Raw genomic sequence first — 23,972 nt, 5'->3', positions numbered from 1 at the left:
GCCTTCGTGGTAGTTCATCGGGGCTGCAACTGGTCGAGGCGGGACAGGATCACGCCTTCGCGCAAGGCCCACGGACAGACCTCGAGCGAGGTCAGGTCGAAAAGGTCCATCACGGCGTCGGCGACGAGCGCGCCCGCGACCAGCTGGGTCGATCGGCCCGCCGACACACCCGGCAGCTCGCCGCGCTCATGGTTGGTCATCGCGATCAGCTTCGGCAGCCACTCGGCCAGCGCGTCGCGGTTGAGCGAGCGCGGCACATAGGGTCCGTCGTCGGACGGGGCCGCGCCGGTGATCCTCGCCAGGGATCGGAAGGTCTTGCTGGTCGCGACAGCCCGCTGGGGCTTGCCTGCCCGGAGTACGTCGCCGGCGACCGCCGCCATCTCGATCCGGATCCGCCGGCGGAGCGCCTTGACCTCGTCCTTGTCCGGCGGGTCCTGGGTCAGCGACTCCCGGGTCAGCCGGCCGGCCCCGAGGGGCACGGACACCGCGACGGTCGGCTCCTCGTCGGATCCGGCCGCGATCTCGAGCGACCCGCCACCGATGTCGAACACGGCCAGCCGGCCGGACGACCAGCCGAACCACCGGCGGACGGCGAGGAAGGTCAGCCGCGCCTCGTCCTGACCGGTCAGCACCTGGAGGTCGACCTCGGTCTTGGCCCGGACCCGGTCGAGCACCTTCTCGCCGTTCGGTGCCTCGCGCAGCGCGGAGGTGGCGAAGGCCATCACCGACTCGCAGCCCTTGTCGGCGGCCAGCTCGGCCGCCTCGGAGATGAACGAGACCAGCTCGTCCGCCCCGGACTGGGCGATCCGGCCGTCCTTCTCGAGGTGCTCGGCGAGCCTCAGCTCGGTCTTGTGCGAGTACGCCGGAAGCGGCGCCGCGCCACGATGCGCGTCCACCACGAGCAGGTGGACGGTATTGGATCCCACGTCGAGTACACCGAGGCGCATACCCTCCACGCTACTGGACTCCCGGGTTTCACCTGTATCGCGGCGGGCGGCGTACTCTTTGCGAGTGCCTGAGGTATCTCTTGACTTTGCCCGCGCCTATGTCGAGTTCGTCGACCCCGACGACGCCGACCAGGTGTTCCGGTGTGACCTGACCTGGCTGACCTCCAACTGGACCTGCATCTTCGGCGGTGGCTGCAAGGGCATCTACAAGGGCCGGCCGAACGATGGCTGCTGCACCCTCGGCGCGCACTTCTCCGACGAGGACGACGAGTCGCGGGTCAAGGGCTACGTCAAACAACTCGGCAACGAGGACTGGCAGTTCCGCAAGGAGGGCAAGAAGAACGGCTGGGTCGAGACCGACGACGAGGGCGACCGCAAGACCCGCGTCTGGGAGGGTGCCTGCATCTTCCTGAACCGGCCGGACTTCCCGGGCGGTGGGGGCTGCGCGCTGCACGGGCTCGCGCTCAAGCAGGGCGTGCACTTCGTCGAGACCAAGCCGGACGTGTGCTGGCAGTTGCCGATCCGGCGGACCTTCCGCGAAGTCGAGCGGCCGGACGGGACGTCGTACACGGAGGTCGGGATCGGTGAGTACGACCGGCGCGGCTGGGGGCCGGGTGGGCATGACCTGGACTGGTACTGCACCGGCAACACCGAGGCGCACATCGCAGTCGAGGCGGTCTTCGAGTCGAGCAAGGTCGAGCTGCAGACGCTGATGGGGTTGAAGGCTTACGACGTACTTGCGGAGTACTGCCGGCAGCACCTGGAAGCCACCCGCCCGTTGCTTCCGCACCCTGCTTCGCTGCCGCTGATTTCCAGGTAAGGCTTACCTTTCTTCGACACCCCGGATCTGCGGTGCCGGAGGTTGGCGGACAGAATGACTGGCATGCGCCTGGATCATCTGTCTTACGCGGCCGGACCCGACGGGTACAAGGCAACGGTCGAACGGCTGTCCGCCGTGCTCGGCGCGGAGTTCGTCGACGGTGGCGTGCACCCGCGCTTCGGCACGGTGAACCACATCCTGCCGCTGGAGAACGACCGCTACATCGAGGTCGTCGACGTGCTCGACCACCCGTCCTCGGACAAGGCGCCGTTCGGGCAGGCCGTACGGGCCCGCAAGGAGCTCGGCGGCGGCTGGCTCGGCTGGGTGGTCGCAGTCCGCGACATGGCCCGGATGGAGCAGCGCCTCGGGCGTGACGCGGTCCCCGGCAACCGCCACCGCCCGGACGGGGCGAACATCACCTGGCGCCAGATCGGCGTCAAGGGGCTGATCGCCGACCCGCAGCTGCCCTTCTTCATCCACTGGGACGACCTGACCCAGCACCCGTCCGTCGGCGGCAAGGGCGTCAAGCTGACCGGCCTCGAGATCGCCGGCGACCCCACCCGGGTCACCGACTGGATCGGCCACCCGGCCGACCACCTGCTCGACGACCTCGACGTCGCCTGGGTCGGCCCCAACGGCCAGCCCGGCCTGGTCGCCGCCGTCTTCCAGACCCCGGACGGCATCGTCCGCCTCTGACCGTGCAGACGGCATCGTCCAGCTCGGATCGCGCGTCGGGCGGCCTCCGGTGACCTCCTCGCAGATCTTCGCGATCTCCGGCATCCTCACCGGAGACCGGTCCCGCACCCGCGACCTGATCTCGTACGCCGTATCGCTGGCGCCCGTCACCGACCGCCCGGCCCGCTTCTGCTTCATCCCGACGGCCGAGGGCGACAACCCGTACGTGCTCGACTGGTTCAAGGGTGCCTTCGGCAACGACCCCTCCGTCGAGGCCAGCACCCTGACCCTCTTCACCCGCCCCAACGTCCCGGACGTCCGCAAACATCTCCTGTCCCAGGACGTCCTCTGGGTCGGCGGCGGCAGCGTCGTCAACCTGATGGCGGTCTGGCGGGCCCACAACCTCGCCGAGATCCTGCACGAGTGCTGGCAGAACGGCGTCGTCATGGCCGGCCAGAGCGCCGGCAGCCTCTGCTGGCACATCGGCGGTCCCACCGACTCGTTCAGCGGTTCACTGGATGCCTTCAGCAACGGTCTGGGCTGGCTCCCGTGGAGCAACGGTGTCCACGATGACCTCGCCGACCAGCCGCGGCGCACGACGTACCGGAGATTGGTTGCCTCAGGCTCCCTTCCACCTGGTTACGCGACGGAGGACGGGGTCGGGCTGCACTATGTCGACGGCAGTTTCCACGAGGCTGTCTCGGTGCTCCCCGATGCGCGAGCCTGGTACGTCGAGGGCGACCAGGAGACCGAGATCGTGCCGCGGTACCTAGAGAAGCTCTAGCTCACTCAGCGACATCTCCAAGTGACCCAGGAGGCGCTGGAGGTGGGGGACGGTGCGGCGGCAGCCGATCAGGCCGAAGTGGAGTTGGTGGTCGTAGCTGGTGACGCTGATGTTGAGGGCCTGGCCGTTGAGGACGATCGACGCGGGGTAGGTGCCCAGGAGGCGGGAGCGGTTCCAGTAGAGGGGGCTCTCGGCCGGACCTGGGATGTTGGAGATGACCAGGTTGTACGGCGGTGGCGTGCGGCCGGCCAATCCAGGGATGACGGCGGCGGGGCCGGCCGATCCCAGGCCGAGAGCGCCGAGCATGAGGTTCTGCGTGGGGCTGAGCTGGGACAGGACGCTCTTGCCGTAGCTGGTCGAGTCCATGATCCGGCGGATGCGTTGCTCGGGGTCGACCTCGTCGGTCGCCAGGTCGGCGATGAGGGTGGCGAGCGAGTTGCCACCGCCGGTACCGGAACCGTCAGCGGCTCGGAGTGAAACCGGCACCATGGCCGTCAACCCCTTGTCCGGAAGGGCTTTGAGGTCGAGCAGGTAGTTGCGCAAGGCACCCGAACACATCGCGAGCATCACATCGTTGAGCGTCGCGCCGGTCATCGCCCGGACCTTCTCCAACCGCTCCATCGGCCACGACTGCGCGGCGAACCGTCGAGCGGCACTGATCGGCTGGTTGAACACGGTCTGCGGCGCCTGGAACGCCACCGACGAGTGCTCGTGCCGCAGCGCCCGCAACGCACTCCGCAGCCCAACCGGCGACAACCCAGCGACATCCGCCATCAGCCGCCCAACTCCCCCAACGGCCTTTCCTGCCTCCCCTGGCAACCGGCTCACGGCGGAGAACAGCTCGGCTGCGGTCGGCAACCCACTCAATGCACCAGCCTCGTCCACCTCACGTTCAGCGTCCGGCAGCGCGTAGGGAGCCGGCATGCCGGTGCGGGTCGGATCGGGGGTGAGGGTGTTCTGCATCCACTTCAGTGCAGTGACGCCGTCGATCAGGGAGTGGTGGATCTTGCTGTAGAGAGCGAAACGGCGGCCCTGGACGCCTTCTATCAGGTGCATTTCCCAGAGTGGCCGGCGGCGGTCCAGCAACGTGCCGTGCAGGCGGCTGGTCAGTTCGAAGAGCTCCCGGTAGCGGCCGGGACGGGCCAGGCCCGAGAGCCTGACGTGATACTCGAGGTCGATGTCGCGATCCTGGTCCCACGACCAGTAGCCGAGGTCCAGAGCCCGATGCCGTACCCGCCGGGTGAAGAGCGGATTGACCGTCTGGTCCTGGGTGATGTCCTCGTACAGCCGCGAGACGTAGTCCCGGGTGCCGTCGGGGAAGACCTGGTCCCGGGCGCCCTCGGGTAACTCGAACAGCATCAGCCCGCCGACGTGCATGGCCTGCTCACGCGTCTCGCCGAGCAGGAACATCGCATCCAGCGGCCCCACTGCGGTCATCCGTCCTCCGCCCCGACCAAAAGTCGCCTCAGGCTGTTACTCCTGCTAACCAGCCTGAGGCGACTTTAGTTACCCCCGCAGTATCTGCAAGGTCAGGGACCAGGTTCAGTCGAGCGGGCGGTATGTCAGGCCCAGCGCCTCGACGCGGGCCAGATGCGGCCGGAGCCGGCCCAGGAACTCGTCGTACGACGTCTTGGGCGACCCCCACGCGCGCTCCGCGAAGGCGGACAGCCGGGGCAGCAGCATGTAGCCGACCCGCTCCGGGCTCTCCATGTACTCCGTCCACACCTGGCACTGGGTCCCGACGATCCGGGCCTCCTCCTCGGCGGTCAGGCCGGGCGGGATCACCTCGAAGTCGTACACCTTCTCCAGCGGCGTGAAGTGCCCGATCGCCAGCGGCTCGGTCTCCGGGTCGCCCTGGTAGTAGTCGAAGTACACCGACTGGTTCGGCGCCATCACCACGTCGTGGCCGGCCTTCGCCGCGACCTCACCACGGTCCGGTCCACGCCATGCCATGATCACCGCGCTCTTCGGGCAGTCCGTCTCGACCATCTCGTCCCAGCCGACGAGCCGCCGGCCATCCTCGGTCAGTACCGCCGAGACCTGCTCAGTGAACCAGCCCTGCAGCTGCCCGGCGTCCGAGAGGCCCAGCTCGGCCTGCCGCGCCTGCGCCGCCTCGGAGGTCCGCCACTGGACATCGGGGCACTCGTCGCCGCCCAGGTGGATGTACGGGCCAGGGAAGATGTCGAGTACCTCCCGCAGCACCGTCTTGACGAACTCGACGGTCTCGTCGTTGACGTTCAGCACGTCGTCGCTGATGCCCCAGACCTGCCGGACGCCGAGCTGCTGGTCCGGGTTGTTGCCGAGCTCCGGGTACGCCGCGATGGCCGCCTGCATGTGGCCGGGCAGGTCGATCTCCGGTACGACGGTGATGCCCCGCTCATCGGCGTACGCGACGATCTCCCGCAGGTCGTCCTTGGTGTAGAAGCCACCGTGCCGTGTGCCGTCGTAGGTGAACTCCGTCTGGCCGTGCAACATCTTGCCGACCATGGTCTCCGGCCGCCAGCCGCCGACCTCGGTGAGCCTGGGGTACGCGTCGATCTGCACCCGCCAGCCCTGGTCGTCGGTCAGGTGCAGGTGCAGCACGTTCATCCGGTGCAGCGCAATCACGTCGAGCACCTGGAGGACGAACTCCTTCGGCATGAAGTGCCGGGAGACGTCGAGCATCATCCCGCGCCAGCCGAACCGGGGCGCGTCGGCGATGTGCACGGCCGGTACGGCGAGCCCGCCCTCGACCTCGGTCGCCGCATCGAGCAGCTGGGCGTAGGTCTGCTCGGCGTACCGCAGCGACTCCGCCGAGCCGGCCGACAGCCGGGCGCCGTCAGCGGTCACGTCGATCCGGTACTCCGTGTCGCCGAGGTTCTCCACGACGGTCCGGACGGCCTCGCCGGCCGGGTCGGCGCTGATCCACTGGCCGTCGGTGGTGACGAGCTCGCGGGGGGCGGGGACGATCGCGATCTGTTCGGGCATCCGGACTCCAAGTGAGGACGACAGACTGACAAACGAAGGCTGGCGACATAAAGGCGCTGCGGCGACCCTACCCGCACCTTTCGGGTGAGAAGGTGGGCGAGTGTCCGCCGACCAAGACTCCACCGATCCCACCCAGCCGGTACAGGACGTAGTACCGGCTACCGCGGCCTCGTTGCAGCGGGGGACGTTGCGGGTGCTGGTGGCCAGCAATGTCCTGGGTGGGGTGGCTGTCGCCAGCGGGTTCGCGGTATCCGGGCTGCTGGCGGAGAACATCTCGGGGTCGACCTCGATGGCCGGCTTCGTCTCCACCTCGACGACTCTCGGGGCCGCGGTTCTCGCAGTACCGCTGGCGCACTTGGCCCGGTCGCAGGGGCGGCGCAGCTCACTGACCGCCGGTTACCTGATCGCCACTGCCGGCGCACTGCTCAGCATCGTCGCAGCGCAGATCGGCTCGCTGGCTCTGCTGCTCTTCGCCGGGTGCCTGTTCGGCAGCGGCTCGGCAGCCAACCTGCAGTCCCGGTACGCCGCGACCGACGCCGCCGACCCCAAGCACGTCGCCAGCTCGCTGTCGGTCGTCGTCTGGGCAACCACCATCGGCGTCATCGTCGGCCCCAACCTGACCGGCGTCGGCGGCTCGGTCGGAACCTCGCTCGGCGTACTCGCCCTGGCCGGCCCCTACGTCTTCTCCGTCGTCGCCTTCGGTCTCGCCCTGGCCACCGTCTGGTTCGGCCTGCGCCGCCTCCAGCAGGTCACCGTCCGGACCACTCTGGAACGCCAGCCGCTCGCCACCACCTTCCGGCGGGTGATGGCCATTCCGCACGCCCGACTCGGTCTGCTCGCCATCGCCTCCGCGCACGCGGTGATGGTCGGCGTGATGTCGATGACGTCGGTCCACCTGCGCCATCACGGCGCCTCACTCACCATCGTCGGCTTCGTGATCAGCGGCCACGTCGCCGGCATGTACGCCTTCTCGCCCGTGATGGGCTACCTGGCCGACCGGATCGGCCGGATCCCGACCATCGCCGCCGGCCTGGTCATCCTGGCCGGCGCGATGACGGTCGCGGCCCTGGCACCGGACGACGCCCACGGCCTGACCGCGACCGCCCTCTTCCTGCTCGGACTCGGCTGGTCCGCCTGCCTGGTCGCCGGCTCGACGCTGCTCTCCCGCTCGGTCCCGGACGACATCCGCACCTCCGCGCAAGGCCTGTCCGACCTGACGATGGGCATCTTCGCCTCACTCGCCGGCATCGGTGCAGGCCCGATCCTCGCCGCGCTCGGCTTCCACTGGCTCGCAGTACTGTGCGGCCTGCTGCTCGTACCGGTCGCCCTCCTCACGCTCACCACCAGAACTGTCCGTACGGCGAGTTAGCGTGCCTCGTATGACTGAGGTGACCCTGCGGCCGATCACGACAGACGATCTGCCGGCGCTGTTCGAGAATCAGTACGACCCGGCCAGCGCGGCGATGGCCGGCGTACCGAGCAAAGAGGAAGCGGACTTCTACGCCCACCGCGAGCGGGTCGAGGCGAATCCCGACAACGTGACCCGCGCGGTCGTCGTCGACGGCGAGCTGGCCGGCGACGTGGTCAGCTGGGCCGACGAGGGCGGCCGGCATGTCGGCTACCGGATCGCCCAACGGTTCTGGGGCCGCGGGATCGCCACCACCGCCCTGCAGTTGTTCCTCAAGGAGATCACCGAGCGGCCGCTGAACGCCGACCTGCTGCGGAGCAACGTCGGCTCCCGCCGGGTGCTGGAGAAGAACGGTTTCCGGCTGCTCGCCCCGTCCGAAGAACCCATCGACCGGGAGCCCGACTCGTACTACTTCTGCCTCGACTAATTGCCCTCAGCAACATAGTTGACGGTTCGCAGACCGGGTCGGAAGCCGATGCTCTGGTAGAGCTTGGCGGGGATCGGGTAGCCGTCGTCGCCGCGGGGACAGACCCGGGCCTCGACCCCACCCAGCTCCTTCAGCGCATGCAGCGCGCCCAGGTTGACCGCCTGCCCCAACCCGAGCCGCCGGTACTCCGGGGCGCAGCCGACCGGCTCGACCAGGCCCGCCCGGTGCTGCTCGTCGAGCCAGATCAACGCGCTGGCCACGAAGACACCCGCCGAGTTCTCGACGACCCAGTCGAGCTCGGGACGGTACGGCCAGGTGCTCATCACCGCTGCCATCGCCTCGGCTGTCATCTTCGAGGGAGCCACGTCCGACCAGGCGGCCCGATGGACGGCCGCCCGCTTCTCGACCTCGTCGGCACCGACATGGCGCAAGGTGAAGCCGGCCGGGACCACCGGCGTACCGAGCTTGTCGAGGCTGATGTTGTGGTGGGTGTAGTAGGGGCGCCCGTTCTCGACGGTGAAGCCGGCCTTCTCGATGGCATCGATCAGGTGCGTCTCGCTCTCCAGCACGCTGGTTACGCGTTGCCCGGGTCCGACGACCTCGCGGAACCAGTCGAGTACCTCGCCGGCCACCTCGGCCCGCGCCGGATCGACGACGAGCAGCAGCCCGTTGCCCTCTGTCCAGCCCCACGCGACGTCCTGGTCACCGTCGTTCCACAACGCGATCCGCCAACCGGCCTGCCGCTCCGGCGGGACCGAGGCAAGCTCCCACCCGATGTCGCCGATGTGAAAGCGCGATCCGGTCCCGTAGATCCGCTGGACCAGATCCTGCATCGCCCGGGAGTCAGCTGATCCTGCATGGTCGCGACGCTGCACGAGGTCCTCCGTGGGCGGTTGATTAGGGTTGCGGCGTGGCGAACATAGCGGACGGCGGGATCCCGAGTCCCAACATCTGGCACCACCCGGCCGTGTACGAAGTGGAGAACCGCGCTGTCGATCCGGACGGCGTGATCGAGCCGGCGATGCTGTCGATCCGCGACTGGGCCGGGGCGACCGTGCTGGACCTGGGCTGTGGGACCGGGTTCCACCTGCCGCTGTTCGCCGCCACGGCCGGTCGGGTGATCGGGGTCGAGCCACACGGCGAGCTCGCGGCCGCCGCGCGTCGGCGTACCAGGGAACTTCCGAACGTCGAGGTCCGGCAGGGGACGGCGCAGAAGCTGCCGGTTCCGGATGCGTCGATCGACGTGATGCATGCGCGCTGGGCGTACTTCTTCGGGCCGGGCAGCGAGCCGGGGCTGGCCGAGCTGGACCGGGTGATGCGCCGCGGCGGGACCGCGTTCGTGATCGACAACGACGGCTCGCGGTCGACCTTCGGTCGCTGGTTCAGCCAGAGCTACCCGATGATCAAGCCTGCTGAGGTGGAGCGCTTCTGGCTCAGCCGTGGCTGGCAACGGACTCCGCTCGACATGGGCTGGCGGTTCGAACGCCGCGAGGACCTGGAGGCTGTGATCAGGATCGAGTTCAAACCTGCTGACGCCGAGCGGTACATCGCCTCCCACACCGGCCTCGAGGTCGACTACGCGATCAACCTCTGGAGCAAGACCTACTGAGCCAATACCTTCCCCACCCCACCACCCCGGTCGCCGGCGGCACGCGTTGAAGCTGCGAGAGACCCAAGCCTCCACTACGGTGAGCAGTCGCACCGACGTAGGAGGCGCCAGGCCGGAATGGACGGACTGCTGCTCGAGGGGTTGCCTGGTCTGCCGCGGCGGCTTCAGCTTGTCCGAGGCGAGCAGCGAGCCCTGGTCGTTCAGGATGCGACTACTGCGCGCCTGCTGGCCGATCTGATCAGCGGGCTGGAGGAGCCCTCGCCGAACGCGACCATCGAGTGCAGCGGCGCCATCCGGCTCGTACCGGCCGAAGGTGGCCTGCTACCTCACCTGGACGTGCTCGGCAACATCGTCCACGGCCACACCGTGACCCACCGAGTCACCCGGCGGGCAGCAGAGGACGAGAGCCGCGAGACCGCAGCCCGTTGCGGCCTGGGAGACGTGCTGGACCGCTACCCCCACGAGATCACCCCCGGGCGTCGCCGACTTGCTGGAGTAGCCCGTGCGCTTCGTGCGCACCCCACCGCGATCGTTCTGGAGGACGCGGCCGGCCTGCCGACCTGGGGATCACTGCTGTGGTTCGAGAACCCGGAGCTGTGGTTCCCGACCCTCCTGCTCATCACCACCGACCCAGCCCGTACTACGGGGTTCCAGCATGCCGACTAGCCGCCGCGCCTTCCTGGGCGCCTCCGCCGTACTCCTGGCCACCGGCTGCTCCGGTACCGCGGATGTACTCGGCCTACGCCGGCCGGTACGGATCGCTGTGAGCTGGAGCGGTCAGGAGCTGCGTGCCTTCCACTCAGTGCTCGACAGGCTCGGGCCGCTGGACTACCCGGTCGAGGTCGTCCCGCTCGGCGACGACATCTCCACCGCCTTCGGACCGCGCTCTGCTCGCCGGCCTGACCTGGTGATGCTCCCGCAGCCAGGGCTCGTCCCAGCTCACCAGAAGGATCTGGAATCGATGCCGGAAGACTTGGCCGATCGGGGCCGGGCCCGGCTCTGGGACGAGCTACTGGTCGTCGACGGCACGACGTACGGGCTGCCCTTCAAGACAGCTCACAAGTCTGCGGTCTGGTACCGGCCGTCGGTACTGGAGAAGGCGGGACTCCAGCCGCCCACCCAGTGGAGCGAGTGGCTCGCGGTGAACAGGGCCTTGTCGAGTGAAGGCATCAGGCCATTGTCACTAGCTGCTGGCGATGGCTGGGTGCTCACTGACTTCTTGGAGAACGTACTGCTGGGCTCCTCGCCGTCCACCTACCGAGCGCTGGCCACGGCCGCGCATCCACGGCCATCCGAGCAGCCTGGCTTTGCTGCGGCTCTGCGACTCCTGGGGACGATGTGGTCGGCACCTGGCACGCTGGCGGGCGGCGTGGAGCGGTCGCTGGTGCAGCAGTTCCCCGATGCGATCGTGGAGGTCTTCGGGCATCGCCGGGCGGCAATGGTGCTCGCATCCGACTTCGCCGAACCAGTAGTGCGCTCCTTCGCCGCAGACCCTGATGACATCGGCATCTTCACCTTCCCGTCGATCAGTCCCGGCGCAGCCCCACCAGTGGTGGTCGGTGGCGACGTGATGGTGTTGCCCAAGCCGACCAGCGACGATGCCCGCGACCTGGTACGCCGGTTGGCCGCACCAGCCGCTGTGGACCCGTGGATCGCAGAGGGCGGCTTCCTGGCGGACGGCGTCACCAGTGGGTACTCCCCTGAGCTCACCCGGCTCGCCAAGCAGCTGGTGGCGCCCGGTGCATTGCTGCAGTTCGACCTGTCCGACCGGCTCGGGCGACTGGGCGACATCAACGGCCTCTGGCGAGTACTGACCGACTTTCTCGTCCGGATCGGCGGCCGCGGTAGCGACGTCGTACCGGAGGCCGTTGACGACGCGCTGGCCGAACTGAAGAAGGTGGAGGGCTGATGGGGCTGCAGAGCAACGGCCTGACCCTCGAGATCGTTGGGCGCGAGATCAGCGGCCGTCCCGTGCCTGGCAAGCCACGACGGCCACTGGGCCCTTATTTGCTTGGGCTTCCGGCGCTGCTGCTGAGCTGCTTGCTGCTGGTTCCGATCGCGGTGACCGTAGTGGCCGCGTTCCAGCGTCCGGATGGCTCGTTCGGGCTCGGGAACTTCGCGGTGATGGGCGATCCGGCCGCATTGCATGCCGTTGGCAACAGTCTGGCGTGGATCGCGGTGGCGCTCGGGCTGGTCGTGGTCGGCTTCCTGCTGGCTCTGGTCAGCTACCGGCTGCCGGGGTTGTCGACGTTCCTCCAGCCGGCGTTGGTGATTCCGTTCGCTGTCTCGGTGCTCGTGTCAGGCGCGACCTTCCGGCTGATCTACGACGCGACACCCGAGCGCGGCACGATGACAGCGGTCTGGACCAAGCTGTTCGGCTCCAGCCCGGTATGGCTCGGGCCGGGGCTGTTCTGGCTGGTGCTGGTGTCGGCGTTCGGCTGGACCTGGCTCGGGTACGTCGTGTCGCTGTTCCGGGCGGGCCTGGACGCGATCCCGGATGACGTCAGCCGGACCTTGGCGGTTGAGGGCGTCACCGGGTGGCGACGACTGCTGGCCCTGGAGCTGCCTTTGCTCAGGCCGATCACTGGCGTGGTGACGCTGACCCTGGTCATTGCGGCGGTGCGGGTGTTCGACCTGGTTCTCATCGTCGTCCCCGGGCCGATGCAGCGCGATGCCGACGTACTGGGGTTGAACTGGTGGCGCGCAACCAGCACGGGCGAGCCTGCCGGTCGTACTGCGGCTCTGGGCGTGGTGTTGTTCGCAATCGTGGCTGCTGTCGCGGTGATCGGTGTCCGCGGGTTGCGGCGACGGCGGTGGGCGATGCCGGTCAGTGTGATCCGGCCTTCCCTGGCGCGCTCCAGGCCTAGCCGTCGGGTGCGGCGGATCGGGTGGACGGTCGGCTTCGCAGTGAGCTTGGTCTGGATCCTGCCGGCCGTCGTACTGGTTGCTACTGCGCTGCACTCGCCACGGGAGGCTGGGCTGCGCGGCTGGTGGTCGCTCGAGGGGATCGGGGTGGAGTCCTTCACGGCCGCCGTCAATGCGGGCTTGCTGCGGGCGCTGCTGTCGACACTGTTGATCTCTGCGGTGGCAACCCTTGTTTTGCTGGTGATTGCGGTGCCTACTGCGTACCTGGTGGCCTGGGGTGGGTTGCCGCACTGGCTCGGGCGGTTGGTCTCGTCATCCTTTGTGGTGCTCGCGGTGACGCCGGTGCAGATGTATGCCGCGCCACTGCGGGATGCGATCGGTGCGGCGGGGTTGGCCGGGTCTCGGGTCGCGTTGGCCTTGGTACACGCGGCAGCGGGGTTGCCGTTCGCAGTACTGCTGCTGCGGTCGGCGTTTGCGTCGGCGCCGCCGGTGCTGGTGGCTGAGGCGTTGCAGGGGCCGGCTCGGCAGAGCGCAGTACTGGCTACTGTGCAACGGACGTACCGGCCAGCTCTGGTTGCCGTGGCCGTGCTGGAGTTCGCACTGGTGTGGAACGACTTCATCGTCGGCTTCCTGATCAGTGGACCCGGCACTACGCCGCTGTCGCTGGTGTTGTGGGGAGAGGCCCGGCAGTTCTCGGCCTCCAGCGGGACAGTGGCCGCTGCGGCCGTCGTGGCGTCGGTGGTGCCGGTCGCGCTGCTGCTGACGTTCTGGCGGACGGTCGTGCGCGGGCTGACCGTGGGGAGCAAGCCGTGACGCCTGAGCCTCCGGACAAGGCGGAGCAGTCTGACAAGCAGCCGCGGCGACGGGGCGACATCCTCGGGATCAGTGCGCTCGCAGCCGGGCTGTTGTCCGGACTGGCCGGTGACAAGCTCTCCCAGAGCATCGACAGCAGCGGCTGGATCAAGGTGGCGGGGATCAGCCTGACGATCGTCTTGGCGCTGATCTGGGCGATCTACAACGCTCCGGTCGGGTTGCGGCGGTATCGGCGCTGGCGATCCCGGACACCGCGTGAGCCGGGTGAGCTGCATGTTGCCGCGGAGGAGGCTGAGCAGTGGCTGGTTTCGCTCGGCTCGGATACGGGTGGGCTGGCTGCGTCGGAGTGGTTCCAGCAGGAGGAACCGCGGCTGCGGTCGCTGTTGGCCGCCGAAAAGGCGCGGGAGGAGAACGCGGACGACATCGCGCGGATCTGCGATGCGCTGGAGGCCTGGTACCTGCGGCGGCCGGACAGTCGTGGGCTGCTGGAGCTCAGCGAGCTGCTGGCGGCGGTGGGTGATGGGTGCGGCCGGCGTGATCTGACCGAACTCGCAGCGGCGCGGGCGGCAACGGCGTACCGGTTGATGGGTGATCTGGAGACGGCGAGCACTCGGCTCGGGGTGTCCTCCAATGTGGCGACACGTGGCCGGACGGCGGCGGCGCTGACCACTCGCCGGCAGGTGGAGCGGGCGCTGCTGCATCTGGCGCGGGCCGAGCAGGCGCCGGCCGGCAGCGACCGGGATGAGGCGGTACTGAACGCACGGGACCGGCTGGACGACGCACGGCTGCGGCGGCCCGGGCCGGACCTGGCCGGGGAGATCGCCATCCAGATCAACCTGGCGATCGTCCACCTCTACCAACAGGACCCTGAAAGCGCGCTGGACCGGCTACGAGCCGCCGCCGCGCGCGCTACTGCCACCGGCGACGCCAGCGCACGCGCCCACGCCTTGGAGCTGCATGGCGTAGCGGCCTGGATGCAGCGAAGCCCCAAAGAAGCCAAACAGTGGTGGCGAGAGGCCGCGAACCTGTACGCCGAGGTGGACGAACCCGAAGGCCGCGCCCGCTGCCTCCAGCATCTCGGCTCGGCCGAGATCGTCAACAAGCTCCCCGACAACGCCCGAGCGTTCCTAGAACAAAGCGCCGAACTCCGCGGCGGCACCACAGCCCACCCCCTCCTCACCCACTACCTAAAAGCAGCCCGCGACCCCACCGAACAGCCACCACCCCCCGAAACCCCACCCCACCCAACCCCCACCACCTGGCTCCGCCGCCAACTCTCCCGGCTCCTGCGTTGACCGCCCACCCGCACACCACCCGCCGCTCGCAACGTCGCCGGCCGCTCCGACTCAGCCGCCTGAACCCAGCCACGAGCTCTCGCGAGCCTCTGTCCCCGGCACCTCGTCGGTGGCGACTCCGACCCACCTCGCCTTAAACCCAACCACCAACCGCGGCGAGCCACCGCCCACTCCTCGTCGGCGGCTGCACGGACCCACCTCGCCTTAAGCCCAGCCATTGGCTGTGGATGGGGAACTCGGGTTTGTCGGTGGGGTGAATTAGGTTGTGGGAATGGTGAAGGCAGCGGGGTCGACCAGGTCCAAGGCGGCGGGGAAGTCGCCGTTCGCGTGTAGCGAGTGTGGGTGGACGACCGCGCGCTGGATCGGGCGATGCGGAGAGTGCCAAGCGTGGGGGACGGTCGCCGAGGTCGGCGCGCCCAAGGCCGCTCGGATCACGGCAGGACCGGTGTCGTCACCCGCGATGCCGATCGGCAAGGTGTCGGCGGTCGAGGCGGAGTCGCGGCCGACCGGGATCGGTGAGCTCGACCGCGTGCTCGGTGGTGGAGTCGTTCCGGGCGCCGTCATCCTCCTCGCCGGCGAGCCCGGTGTCGGCAAGTCAACGCTGTTGCTCGAAGTTGCCGCACAGTCCGCGCGACGCGGACAACGCACGTTGTATGTCTCCGGCGAAGAGTCAGCAGCCCAGGTCCGGCTCCGAGCTGGACGTACGGACGCGTTGGTGGACGAGCTCTACCTCGCAGCCGAGACAGATCTCGGAGCAGTCGTCGGCCAGGTGGACGCCGTCGACCCGACCTTCCTGGTGATCGACTCCGTGCAGACGATGGCGCACCCCGAGGTCGACGGCGCCCCAGGCGGTGTCACCCAGGTCCGCGAGGTCACCGGCGCACTCGTCCGGCTCGCCAAGGAGCGCAACATCGCCGTCGTCCTGGTCGGCCACGTGACGAAGGACGGCGCAATCGCCGGACCACGCATGCTGGAGCACCTGGTCGACGTGGTGCTCGCGTTCGACGGCGACCGGCACTCCGGGTTCCGGATGGTGCGCGCGACCAAGAACCGGTTCGGCCCGTCCGACGAGGTCGGCTGCTTCGACATGGTCGACACCGGCATCGTCGAGGTGAGCGACCCGACCGGCCTGTTCGTGTCCGAGCACGCCGAGCCGGTCGCGGGCACCTGCGTGACGGTGATGATGGAAGGACGCCGGCCGCTGCTGGCCGAAGTACAGGCCCTGGTCGGACCATCGGCGGCACCACAACCCCGGCGTACGACGTCAGGGCTCGAGTCGTCCCGGGTCGCGATGGTGTTGGCCGTGCTGGGCAACCGAGCGGGGCTGAAGCTGACCGACCAGGAGGTGTACGTCGCGACCGTCGGCGGGGTGAAGATCACCGAGCCGGTCGCGGACCTCGCGGTCGCCATCTCGGTCGCGTCTTCGGTGATGGACAAGCCGATCCACCCCGGCCTGATCGCGATCGGCGAGGTCGGCCTGGCCGGCGAGGTCCGCCGCGTCGGCGGCCTGGAGAAGCGGCTGGCCGAGGCAGCCCGGCTCGGCTTCACCAAGGCGATCATCCCGGCCGACGTGCCGAACCGCTCCAAGGAGTCCAAGCCGATGGACATCGAGGCCAAGTACGGCCTGCGCACCTTCGCCGCCGGCGACATCCGCGCCGCCCTGACCGCCGCCGGCCTCACCTGAGCACCTCAGTTGGACCCTGTGGTCCAGTTCACAGCGAGGGTGTGACGGTGAGACGGGTATCTACGCGTCAGTAGTAAGGAACGTATTCTGAGAGGGCCCCAACCAAACGGCCAACCGCCCTGGCCGTCCCCTCCCGGAGGAGCACGCGAGATGACCGGTTCCAGAGTTGTCGCCCTCGGCCACTACCAGCCCGAGCGGGTGCTCACCAACGCCGAGCTGTCCACCATGGTCGAGACCAACGACGAGTGGATCCACAGCCGGGTCGGGATCAAGGAACGCCGGATCGCGGCGCCGGACGAGCAGGTCGACGAGATGGCCTGGCGGGCCGCCGAGAAGGCCGTCGCGAACGCCGGCATCGACCTCGCCGAGATCGACCTGGTCGTCGTCGCGACCTGTACCGCGATCGACCGCTCCCCCAACATCGCCGCCCGGGTGGCCGCTCGGCTCGGTCTGGGCAGCCCCGCCGCGCTCGACGTGAACACCGCCTGCTCCGGCTTCAGCCACGCGCTCGCCACCGCCGACCACGCGATCCGGGCCGGCGCGGCCTCCAAGGCGATCGTGATCGGCGTCGAGAAGCTCAGCGACTTCACCGACTGGACCGACCGGACCACCTGCGTGCTGATCGGCGACGGCGCCGGCGCGGCCGTCCTGGTCGCCAGCGACGAGCCGGAGGTCGGGCCGGTCGTCTGGGGTTCGGTGCCGGAGATGTCGGAGGCGGTCCGGATCGAGGGCCGCGACGGTAAGTTCGCCCAGGAGGGCCAGAGCGTCTTCCGCTGGACCACCACCCAACTGCCGGTGATCGCGCGGCAGGTCTGCGAGAAGGGTGGCGTCACCCCCGAGGAACTCGGCGGCGTCGTCCTGCACCAGGCCAATCTGCGGATCATCGAGCCACTGGCCAAGCGGCTCGGCGCGGTCAACGCGGTGATCGCCCGCGACGTGATCGAGTCCGGCAACACCTCGGCCGCGAGCATCCCGATCGCGCTGTCCAAGCTGGTCGAGCGGCGCGAGATTCCGGCCGGTGCGCCGGTGCTGCTGTTCGGGTTCGGCGGCGGCCTTTCGTACGCGGGACAGATCATCCGCTGCCCGTAGTACCGGCCTGGCGCGAACGACACGCGGTACGGCGAGAGTTGCTTCGGCTGTTACCCGATTGGTGATCGGCCACCGCCCCCGATCACCTTCCGGGCCGTCGAGTACCGAAACGACGCTCAGCCGACCACTGCACGATGCGGTTGCACGATGCGATGCACGTGCGTTTGCAAACGCGACCGGATCGCCGGAGCCCACCGGCCCGCAAAGCTGGTGGGTCGGTCACAGTACGCCGCCGCGCCGCATAGACTCAGGGACCGTGGCCCCGAATTCCGACAAGAACAGCACCGACGCCCGGATGCGCGCGACCCTCGCCGCCGTGGCGCCCGGTACCGAACTGCGTGAAGGCCTGGAACGGATCCTGCGGGGCCGGACCGGTGCCCTGCTGGTGCTCGGCCAGGACAAGACGGTCGACTCCATCTCCACCGGTGGCTTCGCGATCGACGTCGAGTTCACCGCCACCGGCCTGCGTGAGCTGAGCAAGATGGACGGCGCGATCATCCTCGACCGCGATGTGTCCAAGATGCTGCGCGCCGCCGTCCATCTGATGCCGGACCCGTCCATCCACACCGAGGAGACCGGCACCCGGCACCGGACCGCCGACCGGGTCGCCCGGCAGACCGGCTTCCCGGTCATCTCGGTCTCCCAGTCGATGCACATCATCGCCCTGTACGTCGACGACCAGCGCTACGTGCTCGAGGACTCCGGCGCCATCCTGTCCCGGGCGAACCAGGCACTGGCCACCCTCGAGCGGTACAAGCTGCGCCTCGACGAGGTGTCCGGCACGCTGTCCGCGCTCGAGATCGAGGACCTGGTCACGGTTCGCGATGTCGCCGCCGTCGCCCAGCGGCTGGAGATGGTCCGCCGGATCGCCACCGAGATCGACGGGTACGTCGTCGAGCTCGGCACCGACGGCCGGCTGCTCACCCTGCAGCTCAACGAGCTCGTCGCCGGTGTCGCCGGCGAACGCGAGCTCGTCGTCCGTGACTACCTGCCACCCGCGGCCGGTCGCCGTCCGAAGACGGCCGAGGACGTCCTGCTCGAGCTCGACGCCGTCAGCCCGACCGATCTGCTCGACATCGGCCAGGTCGCCCGCGCCCTGCAGCTCGGTGGCGCCGAGCAGCTCGACGCGGCTGTCACCCCGCGCGGTTACCGCCTGCTGGCCAAGGTGCCGCGCCTCCCGGGCGCTGTCATCGACCGCCTGATCGAGCACTTCGGCCACCTGCAGAAGCTGCTCGCCGCCAGCATCGACGACCTGCAGACCGTCGACGGCGTCGGTGAGAACCGCGCCCGCACTGTCCGCGAGGGCCTGTCCCGCCTCGCCGAGTCCAGCATCCTCGAGCGCTACGTCTAGAAACTCTCCGCACTTCCCGTAACGCGGCGCCGGCCTTTGCAGCCGGCGCCGTGTTTTTCGTGCTTGCGCTAACCGCCGTGATTGAGCAATACTCCACGTGGAATAGTTCGCACGGAATAGTTGGAACGGGGGATCTGTTGGCCGACCTGACGCCACTGGCCATCGCGGTCCTGGCCTTGCTGCACGAGCGGCAGATGCACGCCTACGAGATGTACCAGCTACTGCTCCAGCGCAAGAACGACCGGCTGCTGAAGGTCAAGCCTGGTTCGCTCTACCACACGGTCGAACGCCTCGCGGGCCAAGGACTGGTCCGGGCGACCGGCACCGAACGCGCCGGGAACCGGCCCGAGCGAACGACCTACGAGCTCACCACCGCAGGGGCTGAGGCCCTACAGGAGCGGGTCCGTACCGGGATCGAGAACTACGTCTACGAGTACCCGCTGTTCCCCGTCGTCCTGAGCGAGGCGCACAACCTCGAGACCGACGACGTGATCAAGCGGATGAACCGCCGGCTGGACGGGATCCAGGCCCAGCTCGCCGACCTCGAAGCGGCGATCGCCGGCGCGCGCGAGCGGCAGGTACCGGAGCAGTTCTGGTTCGCCGCCGACTTCAACCGGTCCGTGCTGATCGCCGAACGCGACTGGCTGACGACCCTCCTCGAACGGATAGAAAGCAAGGATCTTTCATGGCAGCACCGCACGAACAAGTGACACCCGACGTCCGGCCGTGGCCGGCATTGTGGGCGCTGGTACTGGGCTTCTTCATGATCCTGGTCGACTCCACCATCGTCTCGGTGGCGACCCCCTCGATCCTGACCGACCTGCACACCGACGTCGGCAACGTCGTCTGGGTGACGAGCGCCTACCTGCTCGCGTACGCCGTACCGCTGCTGATCACCGGCCGGCTCGGCGACCGGATCGGGCCGAAGAAGCTCTACCTGACCGGCCTGACCCTGTTCACGCTCGCGTCGGTCTGGTGCGGGCTGACCAACTCGATCGAGATGCTGATCATCGCCCGGGTCTTCCAGGGTCTCGGCGCATCGATGATGACGCCGCAGACGATGGCGGTGATCACCCGGATCTTCCCGGCGAACCAGCGGGGCAAGGCGATGAGCCTGTGGGGCGCGACCGCCGGCGTCGCGACGCTGGTCGGACCGATCCTCGGCGGCGTACTGGTCGACGGGCTCGGCTGGCAGTGGATCTTCTTCATCAACGCGCCGATCGGCATCATCGGATTCGTACTGGCCTGGCGACTGGTCCCGGACCTGCCGACGCACGAGCACAAGTTCGACCTGGTCGGCGTCGCGCTGTCGTCGATCGGCCTGTTCTGCCTGGTCTTCGGCATCCAGGAAGGGCAGAAGTACGACTGGGGCCAGATCAGCGGACCGATCTCCGTCTGGGGCCTGATCATCGTCGGGCTGGTGGTGATCGGGATCTTCCTGTTCTGGCAGGCGAAGAACAAGGGCGAGCCGCTGCTGCCGCTGTCGCTGTTCAAGGACCGCAACTTCTCGCTGGCCAACACCGCGATCACCACGGTCGGCTTCGCGATCACCGCGATGACGTTCCCGCTGATGCTGTACGCGCAAAGCGTTCGCGGGCTGACCCCGACCCGCTCGGCGTTGCTGCTGGTGCCGATGGCGGTCATCTCCGGCATGCTCGCGCCATTCGTGGGACGCCTGACGGACAAGGCCCATCCGCGTTACCTCGCGGGCTTCGGCCTGCTGTGCTGTTCGGTCTCGTTGTTCTGGCTCAGCCAGGTGATCGAGCCGGACGTGGCGATCTGGAAGCTGCTGCTGCCGATCGCGTTGCTCGGTGTCGCCAACGGCTTCATGTGGGCACCGCTGGGCAGTACTGCGACCCGTAACCTCCCGATGCACCAGGCCGGTGCCGGCGCGGGCGTCTACAACACCACGCGGCAGGTCGGCGCGGTACTGGGCAGCGCGGGTATCGCCGTACTGATGGAGTCGCGTCTGGCCACCAATCTCCCTGCTATGCAAGGGATGGCGGCCGAAGGTGGCGCGGGCAAACTGCCGGAGGCGCTACGGCAGGGCTTCAGCGACTCGATGGCTCAGTCGATGGTGCTGCCGGCGGCCGTGCTGCTGATCGGGTTCGCCGCGGCACTGCTCTTCGTCAAGCCGTCCTTCATGAACAAGTCGTCCGACATCCCTGCTACCACAGGGGTAGTGGAGGGTTAGACGATCGTGAAGGCCTGTTCGGTCGAGGCGCGTCCGTCGTAGACCGCCTTGGCCACATAGGTTCCCGGCTTGGCCTGCAACTGTCCGGGCAGGCAGCCGGGGCGCGACCGGCGGCCGTCCCACGGGATGGTCGCCGTCGACTGCTTGCCCTTGGCAAGGATCAGGGTAGCTCGCGGAACCACCTTCTCGCAGTGCTCGGTGGTCCAGATCTGGTCCTTGCCGGAGGTGATCGTCAGCGACAGCACGGTCGGGTCGACGACGACCCGGCATTCGTCGCGGACGGCGCTCAGCTGGATCACCAGGTTCATCGAGTTGCCCGCGGTGAGCGTCCGGGTGGCCGGTACGACCTCGATCTTCACGTCTCTGCCGATGCAGGTGACGTCCTTCGGGGTGTTGGTCTCCGTCTCCGTCGGCTTCTCCGTCGGCTTCTTCGTCGCCGAGGTCTTCGCGCTGGGCGTCTGGGTGGGTATGGCGGTCGGGCCGGACGAAGGGTTCTGGCCGGGGTCCGTGGCCGCGGAGTTCTTCGGGTCGCCGCCACCGCCGAGCACCCGGATCAGGACGAAGAGCAGCGCCACCAGTACGACGAGCACAAGTGCGCGCCGGAACCAGTACACGCTGGCGGGCAGATGCCCGACCGGTCGGAGCAGGCTGCTCATGTTCGAACCTTAATGTCAGGATTGTGCTCGACATGTCAGACTCGCCGCTCCCCCACGCACCAGGCCCCACGCCACGCTCAGCATCCGTGCGCTCGTCGGCCCCAGCACCGCGCTCCACCCCAGCGGCGCGCTCGGCCTCGGCGCTGCGCTCCACCCCAGCGGTGCGCTCGGCCTCGGCGCTGCATGGGCCGGTGCTCGACTGGTATGCCGCGAATGCTCGCTCACTGCCCTGGCGCGAGCCCGATGCCGGCGCCTGGGCGGTGATGGTCAGCGAGTTCATGCTGCAGCAGACACCGGTCGCTCGAGTGCTCCCGGCGTACGAGCGGTGGATGCAGCGCTGGCCGAAGCCGGCTGACCTGGCTGCGGAGGCTCCAGGTGAGGCTGTGCGGGCTTGGGACCGGCTGGGGTACCCACGCAGGGCCCTGCGGCTCCATGCGGCTGCTAAGGCGATCGTGGAGGAGCACGGGGGCGTAGTACCGGACGACCATGCGGCACTGCTCGCGCTGCCGGGGGTTGGGACGTATACGGCGGCTGCGATCGCGTCGTTCGCGTATGGGCAGCGGCATGCGGTGGTGGACACCAACGTGCGTCGAGTCTTCGCCCGGGCACTCACTGGTCTGGCTCAGCCGAGCATCTCGCCCACTGCCGCCGACCTGCGGCTAGCAATCTCCGCACTGCCTGCTGACGAGCCCACGGCCGCTCGCTGGGCCGTAGCGACGATGGAACTGGGCGCCCTCGTCTGCACCGCCCGCACCCCACGCTGCGCCGAGTGCCCGATCCGCGCCAAGTGCGCCTGGGTCCTAGCCGGCAGCCCGCCCTACGACGGCCCACCCCGCAAGGGCCAAACCTACGAAGGCACCGACCGCCAGGTCCGAGGCCGCCTACTAGCAGTCCTGAGAGCCGCCCACGGCCCGGTCCCGAAGTCCGACCTAGACGCCTGCTGGCCCGACCAACCCCAACGCGAACGAGCCCTCGACGGCCTGGTAGCCGACGGCCTCGTCGACCCAGTAACCAAAAACAGCTACCGCCTACCCGCCTGACCCCAACCCACAGCCGCTCGCCCAGCCCCCGCACCTGCTCGCGAAGCGGCCAGCCGCCGCGCACAACCGCTCGCGAAGCGAGCTAACCGAGTGGCACCCGGCTGTCACCAACCACACAAGCCTGGCGAGCGGAGGTGCACCGGCTTCCGACCGTCGCCGGGTGAGCCGCGAAAGCCCGAGCGGCTGGAGCCGATCGGGCGAGGTGTGGCGGCCAACCCGGGTCAGGCGGGGCGCAGCGACCGGCCGCAAGGCGGACGGCGTGCTGCGTCTGGCCCGGGGGCCGGGTGGGTGCTGGGGGCCGGCCCGGGGTCGGGCCGGCCTCAGCGGGTGGTACGGGTGGTGATCAGTTCTTCTTGCTGCTGTTCGCCGTCGCCTCGTCGGCGTCGTCGGTGAGCAGGTCCAGCGGCATCGCCGGGCTGCCGGACAACGTGGCCAGCATCTGCCGGACGTTGGTCAGCTGCGCGTTGATGCTGTCGCGACGCTGGGTCGCGGCGGCCAGCTCGCGCTCGGACTCGGCCCGGATCCGCTCCGACTTGTCCTTCGCGGCCGCGACGATCTCCTGCGCCTGACGGTTGGCGTCGGCCAGCTGCTGCTGGGCCAGGCGCTCCGCCTCGGACCGGGACCGGTCGGCTTCGCGCTGCACCTGGGCCGCACGGTCGGTGACCGCCGCCAGCTGCTGCTCGGCCAGTGCCGTCCGGGCCGCGAACTCCTGCTCGACCTTGCCCCGGCGCTCGGCCAGGGTGGTCTCGAAGGCAGCCGCCGCCTGAGCGGACTTGGCGCGCTCCTGCTCGTACAGCGCCTGGGCCTCGCTGCGGCGCGCGGTGGCGTCGCGCTCGGCCTCGTCGCGCATGTCATCGGCCTGGGTGCGGGCTTCCTCGAGGATGCGGGCAGCCTCGGCGTCGACCTCGCTCTTCCAGTCCAGCGAGTACTGCTCGGCCTCCTTGCGGACCTTCTTGGCGTGCGCCTCCGCGTCGGCGACGATCGCGTCGGCGTCGGTACGGGCCCGGGTGACCAGATCGCGCGCCTCGTCGTCGGCCAGCGACAGGATCTTGGCGACCCGCTCACCGAACTCGGTGAAGGTGGGAGTGCGGTCCTTGTTGTCCTCCTGGGCGGTGATGACGGCCGACTCGGCCGCATCCGTCCGGGACTGCAGCTCCTGAACGTGGCGCTGCAGCTGCTCCGACTGCTGCTGCAGTGCGGTCAGCGAGGTGGTCAGCTCACGAACGTGCTGGTCCACCTGGGCAGGCTCGTAGCCACGCAGAACGGTGCGGAACGGGGTTGGGGATTCACTGCTCATGTCTTCTGATGCTCACTTCGGTGGGTGGGTGGATCACACATTGTCACTGAC

The 23,972-nt window shown here is 68.9% G+C and carries 22 protein-coding genes; 16 read left to right on the top strand and 6 right to left on the bottom strand.

The window, feature by feature from the left end:
- Positions 1-14 precede the first annotated feature (14 nt).
- A complete protein-coding gene (locus ACIA12_RS26375; protein ID WP_396369753.1) occupies positions 15-947 on the bottom strand; it encodes a Ppx/GppA family phosphatase in 933 nt (310 codons plus the stop codon).
- Positions 948-1,011: 64 nt separating this feature from the next.
- Between ACIA12_RS26375 and ACIA12_RS26370 the strand changes: the two genes are divergently transcribed.
- From ACIA12_RS26370 to ACIA12_RS26360, 3 genes are all read left to right on the top strand, one after another.
- Complete coding sequence (locus ACIA12_RS26370) at positions 1,012-1,767, top strand: hypothetical protein (protein WP_396369752.1); 756 nt, start codon at positions 1,012-1,014, stop codon at positions 1,765-1,767.
- Between the two features lie 63 nt (positions 1,768-1,830).
- On the top strand, positions 1,831-2,463 hold the full coding sequence (locus tag ACIA12_RS26365; protein ID WP_363813808.1) for a VOC family protein: 633 nt from the start codon (positions 1,831-1,833) through the stop codon (positions 2,461-2,463).
- A 49-nt stretch (positions 2,464-2,512) separates the two neighbouring features.
- On the top strand, positions 2,513-3,226 hold the full coding sequence (locus ACIA12_RS26360; protein WP_396369751.1) for a Type 1 glutamine amidotransferase-like domain-containing protein: 714 nt from the start codon (positions 2,513-2,515) through the stop codon (positions 3,224-3,226).
- Here ACIA12_RS26360 and ACIA12_RS26355 read toward each other — a convergent pair.
- Positions 3,212-4,663: a wax ester/triacylglycerol synthase family O-acyltransferase gene (locus ACIA12_RS26355; RefSeq protein ID WP_396369750.1), complete on the bottom strand. Its 1,452-nt coding sequence runs from the start codon at positions 4,661-4,663 to the stop codon at positions 3,212-3,214. The genes ACIA12_RS26360 and ACIA12_RS26355 overlap by 15 nt on opposite strands.
- A 105-nt stretch (positions 4,664-4,768) precedes the next feature.
- Complete coding sequence (locus ACIA12_RS26350; protein WP_396369749.1) at positions 4,769-6,193, bottom strand: beta-N-acetylhexosaminidase; 1,425 nt, start codon at positions 6,191-6,193, stop codon at positions 4,769-4,771.
- 100 nt (positions 6,194-6,293) lie between these two features.
- Here ACIA12_RS26350 and ACIA12_RS26345 point away from each other — a divergent pair, with 100 nt between their 5' ends.
- Both ACIA12_RS26345 and ACIA12_RS26340 read left to right on the top strand, forming a co-directional pair.
- On the top strand, positions 6,294-7,562 hold the full coding sequence (locus ACIA12_RS26345; RefSeq protein ID WP_396369748.1) for an MFS transporter: 1,269 nt from the start codon (positions 6,294-6,296) through the stop codon (positions 7,560-7,562).
- Positions 7,563-7,572: 10 nt separating this feature from the next.
- Positions 7,573-8,028: a GNAT family N-acetyltransferase gene (locus tag ACIA12_RS26340; RefSeq protein WP_396369747.1), complete on the top strand. Its 456-nt coding sequence runs from the start codon at positions 7,573-7,575 to the stop codon at positions 8,026-8,028.
- Here ACIA12_RS26340 and ACIA12_RS26335 read toward each other — a convergent pair.
- Positions 8,025-8,861, bottom strand: coding sequence for a GNAT family N-acetyltransferase (locus ACIA12_RS26335; RefSeq protein WP_396369746.1), 837 nt, complete (start codon positions 8,859-8,861; stop codon positions 8,025-8,027). The genes ACIA12_RS26340 and ACIA12_RS26335 overlap by 4 nt on opposite strands.
- 77 nt (positions 8,862-8,938) lie before the next feature.
- Here ACIA12_RS26335 and ACIA12_RS26330 point away from each other — a divergent pair, with 77 nt between their 5' ends.
- The 10 genes from ACIA12_RS26330 (at position 8,939) to ACIA12_RS26285 (ending at position 20,928) form a co-directional block, all read left to right on the top strand.
- Positions 8,939-9,637 carry a class I SAM-dependent methyltransferase gene (locus ACIA12_RS26330; protein ID WP_396369745.1) on the top strand — a complete coding sequence of 233 codons (699 nt, stop codon included), beginning with the start codon at positions 8,939-8,941 and terminating at the stop codon, positions 9,635-9,637.
- A 117-nt stretch (positions 9,638-9,754) separates the two neighbouring features.
- Positions 9,755-10,303 carry a hypothetical protein gene (locus tag ACIA12_RS26325; protein WP_396369744.1) on the top strand — a complete coding sequence of 183 codons (549 nt, stop codon included), beginning with the start codon at positions 9,755-9,757 and terminating at the stop codon, positions 10,301-10,303.
- Entirely contained in the window at positions 10,293-11,546 is a 1,254-nt protein-coding gene (locus tag ACIA12_RS26320; protein WP_396369743.1) for an ABC transporter substrate-binding protein, read from the top strand. Before ACIA12_RS26325 ends, ACIA12_RS26320 begins: the two co-directional genes overlap by 11 nt.
- Positions 11,546-13,315 carry a sugar ABC transporter permease gene (locus ACIA12_RS26315; protein ID WP_396369742.1) on the top strand — a complete coding sequence of 590 codons (1,770 nt, stop codon included), beginning with the start codon at positions 11,546-11,548 and terminating at the stop codon, positions 13,313-13,315. Before ACIA12_RS26320 ends, ACIA12_RS26315 begins: the two co-directional genes overlap by 1 nt.
- Positions 13,312-14,610 carry a hypothetical protein gene (locus tag ACIA12_RS26310; RefSeq protein WP_396369741.1) on the top strand — a complete coding sequence of 433 codons (1,299 nt, stop codon included), beginning with the start codon at positions 13,312-13,314 and terminating at the stop codon, positions 14,608-14,610. The genes ACIA12_RS26315 and ACIA12_RS26310 overlap by 4 nt, the downstream gene beginning before the upstream one ends.
- Positions 14,611-14,881: 271 nt before the next feature.
- Positions 14,882-16,294, top strand: coding sequence for a DNA repair protein RadA (gene radA, locus ACIA12_RS26305; RefSeq protein WP_363813832.1), 1,413 nt, complete (start codon positions 14,882-14,884; stop codon positions 16,292-16,294).
- A 150-nt stretch (positions 16,295-16,444) separates the two neighbouring features.
- Complete coding sequence (locus ACIA12_RS26300; protein ID WP_396369740.1) at positions 16,445-17,383, top strand: beta-ketoacyl-ACP synthase III; 939 nt, start codon at positions 16,445-16,447, stop codon at positions 17,381-17,383.
- Positions 17,384-17,639: 256 nt separating this feature from the next.
- On the top strand, positions 17,640-18,734 hold the full coding sequence (gene disA, locus ACIA12_RS26295; RefSeq protein WP_363813838.1) for a DNA integrity scanning diadenylate cyclase DisA: 1,095 nt from the start codon (positions 17,640-17,642) through the stop codon (positions 18,732-18,734).
- 137 nt (positions 18,735-18,871) lie between these two features.
- On the top strand, positions 18,872-19,444 hold the full coding sequence (locus ACIA12_RS26290; RefSeq protein ID WP_396369739.1) for a PadR family transcriptional regulator: 573 nt from the start codon (positions 18,872-18,874) through the stop codon (positions 19,442-19,444).
- Positions 19,420-20,928 (top strand): DHA2 family efflux MFS transporter permease subunit, encoded by a 1,509-nt coding sequence (locus tag ACIA12_RS26285; RefSeq protein WP_396369738.1) that lies wholly within the window; start codon positions 19,420-19,422, stop codon positions 20,926-20,928. Before ACIA12_RS26290 ends, ACIA12_RS26285 begins: the two co-directional genes overlap by 25 nt.
- Here the strand turns inward: ACIA12_RS26285 and ACIA12_RS26280 are convergent.
- Positions 20,925-21,584, bottom strand: coding sequence for a hypothetical protein (locus ACIA12_RS26280; RefSeq protein ID WP_396369737.1), 660 nt, complete (start codon positions 21,582-21,584; stop codon positions 20,925-20,927). The genes ACIA12_RS26285 and ACIA12_RS26280 overlap by 4 nt on opposite strands.
- Before the next feature lie 143 nt (positions 21,585-21,727).
- On the opposite strand from ACIA12_RS26280, the gene ACIA12_RS26275 reads away from it, so the two are divergent.
- Positions 21,728-22,624: an A/G-specific adenine glycosylase gene (locus tag ACIA12_RS26275; protein WP_396370425.1), complete on the top strand. Its 897-nt coding sequence runs from the start codon at positions 21,728-21,730 to the stop codon at positions 22,622-22,624.
- A gap of 343 nt (positions 22,625-22,967) precedes the next feature.
- On the opposite strand, the gene ACIA12_RS26270 is transcribed toward ACIA12_RS26275, so the two are convergent.
- A complete protein-coding gene (locus ACIA12_RS26270) occupies positions 22,968-23,921 on the bottom strand; it encodes a hypothetical protein (RefSeq protein WP_396369736.1) in 954 nt (317 codons plus the stop codon).
- Positions 23,922-23,972: the final 51 nt, after the last annotated feature.

It is taken from the genome of Kribbella sp. NPDC051620 (assembly GCF_044453825.1).
Taxonomy (GTDB): domain Bacteria; phylum Actinomycetota; class Actinomycetes; order Propionibacteriales; family Kribbellaceae; genus Kribbella.
The sequence above is the reverse complement of the archived record's forward strand: the minus strand, read 5'-3'. Positions and strand labels throughout refer to the sequence as shown.

Excerpts from the sequence above, each read along its gene's own strand:
- ACIA12_RS26375 (WP_396369753.1), bottom strand. The coding sequence starts at position 947 with ATGCGCCTCGGTGTACTCGACGTGGGATCCAATACCGTCCACCTGCTC.
- ACIA12_RS26365 (WP_363813808.1), top strand. The coding sequence starts at position 1,831 with ATGCGCCTGGATCATCTGTCTTACGCGGCCGGACCCGACGGGTACAAG.
- ACIA12_RS26355 (WP_396369750.1), bottom strand. The coding sequence starts at position 4,663 with ATGACCGCAGTGGGGCCGCTGGATGCGATGTTCCTGCTCGGCGAGACG.
- ACIA12_RS26350 (WP_396369749.1), bottom strand. The coding sequence starts at position 6,193 with ATGCCCGAACAGATCGCGATCGTCCCCGCCCCCCGCGAGCTCGTCACC.
- ACIA12_RS26340 (WP_396369747.1), top strand. The coding sequence starts at position 7,573 with ATGACTGAGGTGACCCTGCGGCCGATCACGACAGACGATCTGCCGGCG.
- ACIA12_RS26335 (WP_396369746.1), bottom strand. The coding sequence starts at position 8,861 with ATGCAGGATCTGGTCCAGCGGATCTACGGGACCGGATCGCGCTTTCAC.
- ACIA12_RS26325 (WP_396369744.1), top strand. The coding sequence starts at position 9,755 with ATGGACGGACTGCTGCTCGAGGGGTTGCCTGGTCTGCCGCGGCGGCTT.
- ACIA12_RS26320 (WP_396369743.1), top strand. The coding sequence starts at position 10,293 with ATGCCGACTAGCCGCCGCGCCTTCCTGGGCGCCTCCGCCGTACTCCTG.
- ACIA12_RS26315 (WP_396369742.1), top strand. The coding sequence starts at position 11,546 with ATGGGGCTGCAGAGCAACGGCCTGACCCTCGAGATCGTTGGGCGCGAG.
- radA (WP_363813832.1), top strand. The coding sequence starts at position 14,882 with ATGGTGAAGGCAGCGGGGTCGACCAGGTCCAAGGCGGCGGGGAAGTCG.
- ACIA12_RS26300 (WP_396369740.1), top strand. The coding sequence starts at position 16,445 with ATGACCGGTTCCAGAGTTGTCGCCCTCGGCCACTACCAGCCCGAGCGG.
- ACIA12_RS26285 (WP_396369738.1), top strand. The coding sequence starts at position 19,420 with ATGGCAGCACCGCACGAACAAGTGACACCCGACGTCCGGCCGTGGCCG.
- ACIA12_RS26280 (WP_396369737.1), bottom strand. The coding sequence starts at position 21,584 with ATGAGCAGCCTGCTCCGACCGGTCGGGCATCTGCCCGCCAGCGTGTAC.
- ACIA12_RS26270 (WP_396369736.1), bottom strand. The coding sequence starts at position 23,921 with ATGAGCAGTGAATCCCCAACCCCGTTCCGCACCGTTCTGCGTGGCTAC.